The 3,254-nt window shown below is 40.2% G+C and carries 4 protein-coding genes; all 4 read left to right on the plus strand.

Features of this window, described 5'->3' with window-relative positions:
- Positions 1-113: 113 nt before the first annotated feature.
- From K0A91_RS10725 to K0A91_RS10740, 4 genes are read left to right on the plus strand one after another with little or no spacing between them, the layout of a single operon-like run.
- On the plus strand, positions 114-677 hold the full coding sequence (locus K0A91_RS10725; RefSeq protein WP_295010180.1) for an alkylphosphonate utilization protein: 564 nt from the start codon (positions 114-116) through the stop codon (positions 675-677).
- Positions 678-712: 35 nt separating this feature from the next.
- Positions 713-1,876, plus strand: coding sequence for a GGDEF domain-containing protein (locus K0A91_RS10730; protein ID WP_295010181.1), 1,164 nt, complete (start codon positions 713-715; stop codon positions 1,874-1,876).
- 16 nt (positions 1,877-1,892) lie between these two features.
- The gene (locus tag K0A91_RS10735; protein WP_295010182.1) at positions 1,893-2,990 is read left to right on the plus strand and encodes a deoxyguanosinetriphosphate triphosphohydrolase; all 1,098 of its coding nucleotides are present in this window, start codon (positions 1,893-1,895) and stop codon (positions 2,988-2,990) included.
- 45 nt (positions 2,991-3,035) lie between these two features.
- Positions 3,036-3,170: a hypothetical protein gene (locus tag K0A91_RS10740; RefSeq protein ID WP_295010183.1), complete on the plus strand. Its 135-nt coding sequence runs from the start codon at positions 3,036-3,038 to the stop codon at positions 3,168-3,170.
- The last annotated feature ends 84 nt before the right edge of the window (positions 3,171-3,254 follow it).

The raw sequence follows: 3,254 nt of genomic DNA on the forward strand, positions 1-3,254 counted from the left end.
ATTTGTGAGGTATATTGAAGAGCCGTATGAGGGAAATCTTCAAGTACGGTTCTGTGAGGGGCATTGTGCCACTCCAAATTATAAATAAATTTAAATAAAAAGGAGGGGTAGAAATGTCTACTCTACACACAGAAAAAGAGTTAAAGACAAGAAGTGGCAATCAATGTGAGCTTTGTGGAAGCAGTGAGGGACTTAGTATTTTAGAGGTTGCTCCATCTGACGGAAGCACGGAGCAGTCTATTTATGTTTGTGCTACATGTAAAGAGCAGATAGAAAACCCTGACAAAATGGATGAGGTGCACTTTAACTGCCTAAATGAGAGCATGTGGAGCGAGACTCCGGCTGTTGTGGTTATGTCATACAGAGTGCTAAAGGCACTCGGCAGAGAAGATTTGGTAGATATGATATACATGGAAGATGATCTAAAGGCTTGGGCAGATGCAGCTCCAAAGAGCTCTTCGGGCGCTGTTGTTAGAGACTCAAATGGTGTTGTTTTAAACGCGGGAGATAGCGTTGTTATCATTAAAGACCTTGAGGTTAAGGGTGCCGGTTTTACCGCAAAGAGAGGTACTATGGTTAAAAATATTACAATACCTTCAGACGTAGAGGGTCACATAGAGGGCCGCGTTAACGGAACCAAAATCTACTTAAAAACAGAGTTCTTGAAGAAAGCGTAGAGCGTTTTTTAGAGAGCTTATATAAAAGGGCAAATATGAACCCATTAAAATCAATAGCCCTAAACATATCAATACCGCTTTTGATATCTTTGGTGTTTGCGTTAATGGCGTACAATCAGGCCAAAATTCCCAATGTGGTTTTTAATTTTGTTCCATACCTTTTTTATGCGATAAGCGCGCTTATAATATGGGTATCATGGCACTTTAACCGCAACAGGTTTATATTTGTCATTCTTCCGCTCGTTTTTATACATGCAGGATTTGAGTATCTAAGCGCTAAAAAGGCAACAGACCTATTTTTATACGCTTCAGCGCTCTATCCGCTGCATCTTCTTCTATTTTTATCGCTAAGAGAGAGAGGTCTTTTCTCTATCTGGGGCATTTTGAAGATACTCTTTTTTCTGTTTGAGATAGGAGTAATCTCCTATTTTGTGCTCTATCCAAATGGCGATTTGATTTTGCTTTTAAAGATGAAGCTCTTCGCAGTCTCGTTTTTTCCTCTGCATGATATATCGATAGCTATCGCAATTTTTGTTCTTTTTATAATGGGCGCGCTAGTGCTCTTTAACAGATATCTGTTATATAACTGCTCTTTTTTAGTTATTACGGTGACTTTTTACGCTGGATTTTATTTTATAAGAACAGCGCATGCAAACGAGCTCTCACTACTAGCCATAGGCATAATAATCTTTATTTTGCTTATACGAGAGTCTTACCGTTTGGCCTTTTATGACGAGCTGACATCGCTTCCAGGAAGAAGAGCGTTGGTCGAGGATATGGCAAAACTTGGGATGAAATATTCGCTGGCAATGCTAGATATAGACCATTTTAAGAAGTTTAACGACACATATGGGCATGATACGGGCGATGAGGTTTTAAAAATGGTTGCATCAAGACTGGCAAATGTCAGCGGCGGCGGAAAAGCTTACAGATACGGCGGAGAGGAATTTGTGCTACTTTTTCCCTCAAAGGAAGTAGATGAGTCATATACTCATACGGATATCCTCAGAGACACAATCGCGAAGAGCCCATTTAGCATCAGGAACAAGAAGAGCATCAAGACAATATATATCAACATCTCTTCTGGCATTGTGCAAAAAAACTCTAATGACAAAGACCCGTTTGCCGTTATGAAAAGAGCGGATAACGCTCTATATAAGGCTAAGAAAGCCGGAAGAAACCAAGTGGTAAAAGCATAAAGAAAGGCGGTATAAAATGAGAGCGCATGAGAGATTTTACGAAATAGATCGGGACTTTAGAAATCCTTACGCAAGAGACAGAGACAGAATTATCCACTCTGGAAGTTTTAGAAAACTTGAGTATAAAACACAGGTTTTTTTAAATCAGGAGGGCGATTTTTTCCGCACACGCCTTACCCATTCAATAGAGGTGTCACAAATTGCGCGCTCAATCACATCTCACTTGGGACTAAGCGAATCTCTTGCCGAAGCTATAGCTCTTGCTCACGATTTAGGTCACACGCCCTTTGGCCATATAGGCGGAGATACGCTTGATGAGTGCCTAAAGTATGAGGGCTTTTTAAATGGCTTTGACCATAACTTTCAAAGTTTCAGAGTAGTCTCGTCTCTTGAGAAAAGATACAACGGATTTGAGGGTTTAAACCTTACCTTTGCAACACTTGAGGGGATATTAAAACACTCATATCCTTATAAAAAAAGCTTCTTGCCTCCAATCATAGATGAGCAGTTTAATCTTGAGACACACCCAAGTATTGAGGCGATGATTGTCGACCGTGCCGATGAGATAGCGTACATTACGCACGATATTGACGATGGCGTAAATTCAGGACTGATCAGTTTTGATGATTTAGCAGAGTGTGAGTTGATAAAAGAGATTTTAGAGAAGGTAAAGAGCGAGGGAGTCTCCGAGCAGGAGGATGAGATGTTTAGATACAGATTTGTTTCTCATCTCATCAACCATCTGGTTTACTCGCTTATTGAGTACTCAAAAGAGAGAGTTGATAACCGCATGATTCGCACCGCTACACTTGATAGCAGAAGCGAACTCCCGATAGGTTTTGAGCCCAAGCTTGAATCTGATATAAAAAGGCTAAAAAAACTGCTGTTTACAAAGCTCTATCAGCATAAAGACATAATGACTAAAATGTTTGCCGGCAAGCAGGCGATTAAAGGGCTATACAGTGGTTTAATCGAGGAGCCCAAGATGCTTCCTAAATTTTATTTAAAACAGTTAGAGACGAAAAACAGGCATAGGGTAATAGCGGATTATATAGCCTCTATGAGCGATAGACACGCTCTTTCACTATATAATGAGATGTATGGGAGAATATAATAGAACAGGGATTCGCAAGAGAGTGCAAAAGATAAAAACAGTGGCGTGATTTTTTCTCTAAATAAGATACTTGAGAATAATTATAAAGTTTTTGCAAAATATGCGCTCTCTGAGAGTTCTGCCGAAGAGGAGCACTTAGAGTGCAAAAAACGGTTCAAATCGGACACTAATGTCGGTTGAGTTCGGACAGTGATGTCGGTTCTAATCGGACAGTGGTGTCGGAAATGATTCGGACACTTTGGAGTAAAAACCGACACTTAAGTT

This window comes from Sulfurimonas sp., assembly GCF_019429335.1.
Lineage (GTDB): Bacteria > Campylobacterota > Campylobacteria > Campylobacterales > Sulfurimonadaceae > Sulfurimonas.

Coding starts and splice junctions, on each gene's coding strand:
- K0A91_RS10735 (WP_295010182.1), top strand. CDS start 1,893: ATGAGAGCGCATGAGAGATTTTACGAAATAGATCGGGACTTTAGAAAT.
- K0A91_RS10730 (WP_295010181.1), top strand. CDS start 713: ATGAACCCATTAAAATCAATAGCCCTAAACATATCAATACCGCTTTTG.
- K0A91_RS10725 (WP_295010180.1), top strand. CDS start 114: ATGTCTACTCTACACACAGAAAAAGAGTTAAAGACAAGAAGTGGCAAT.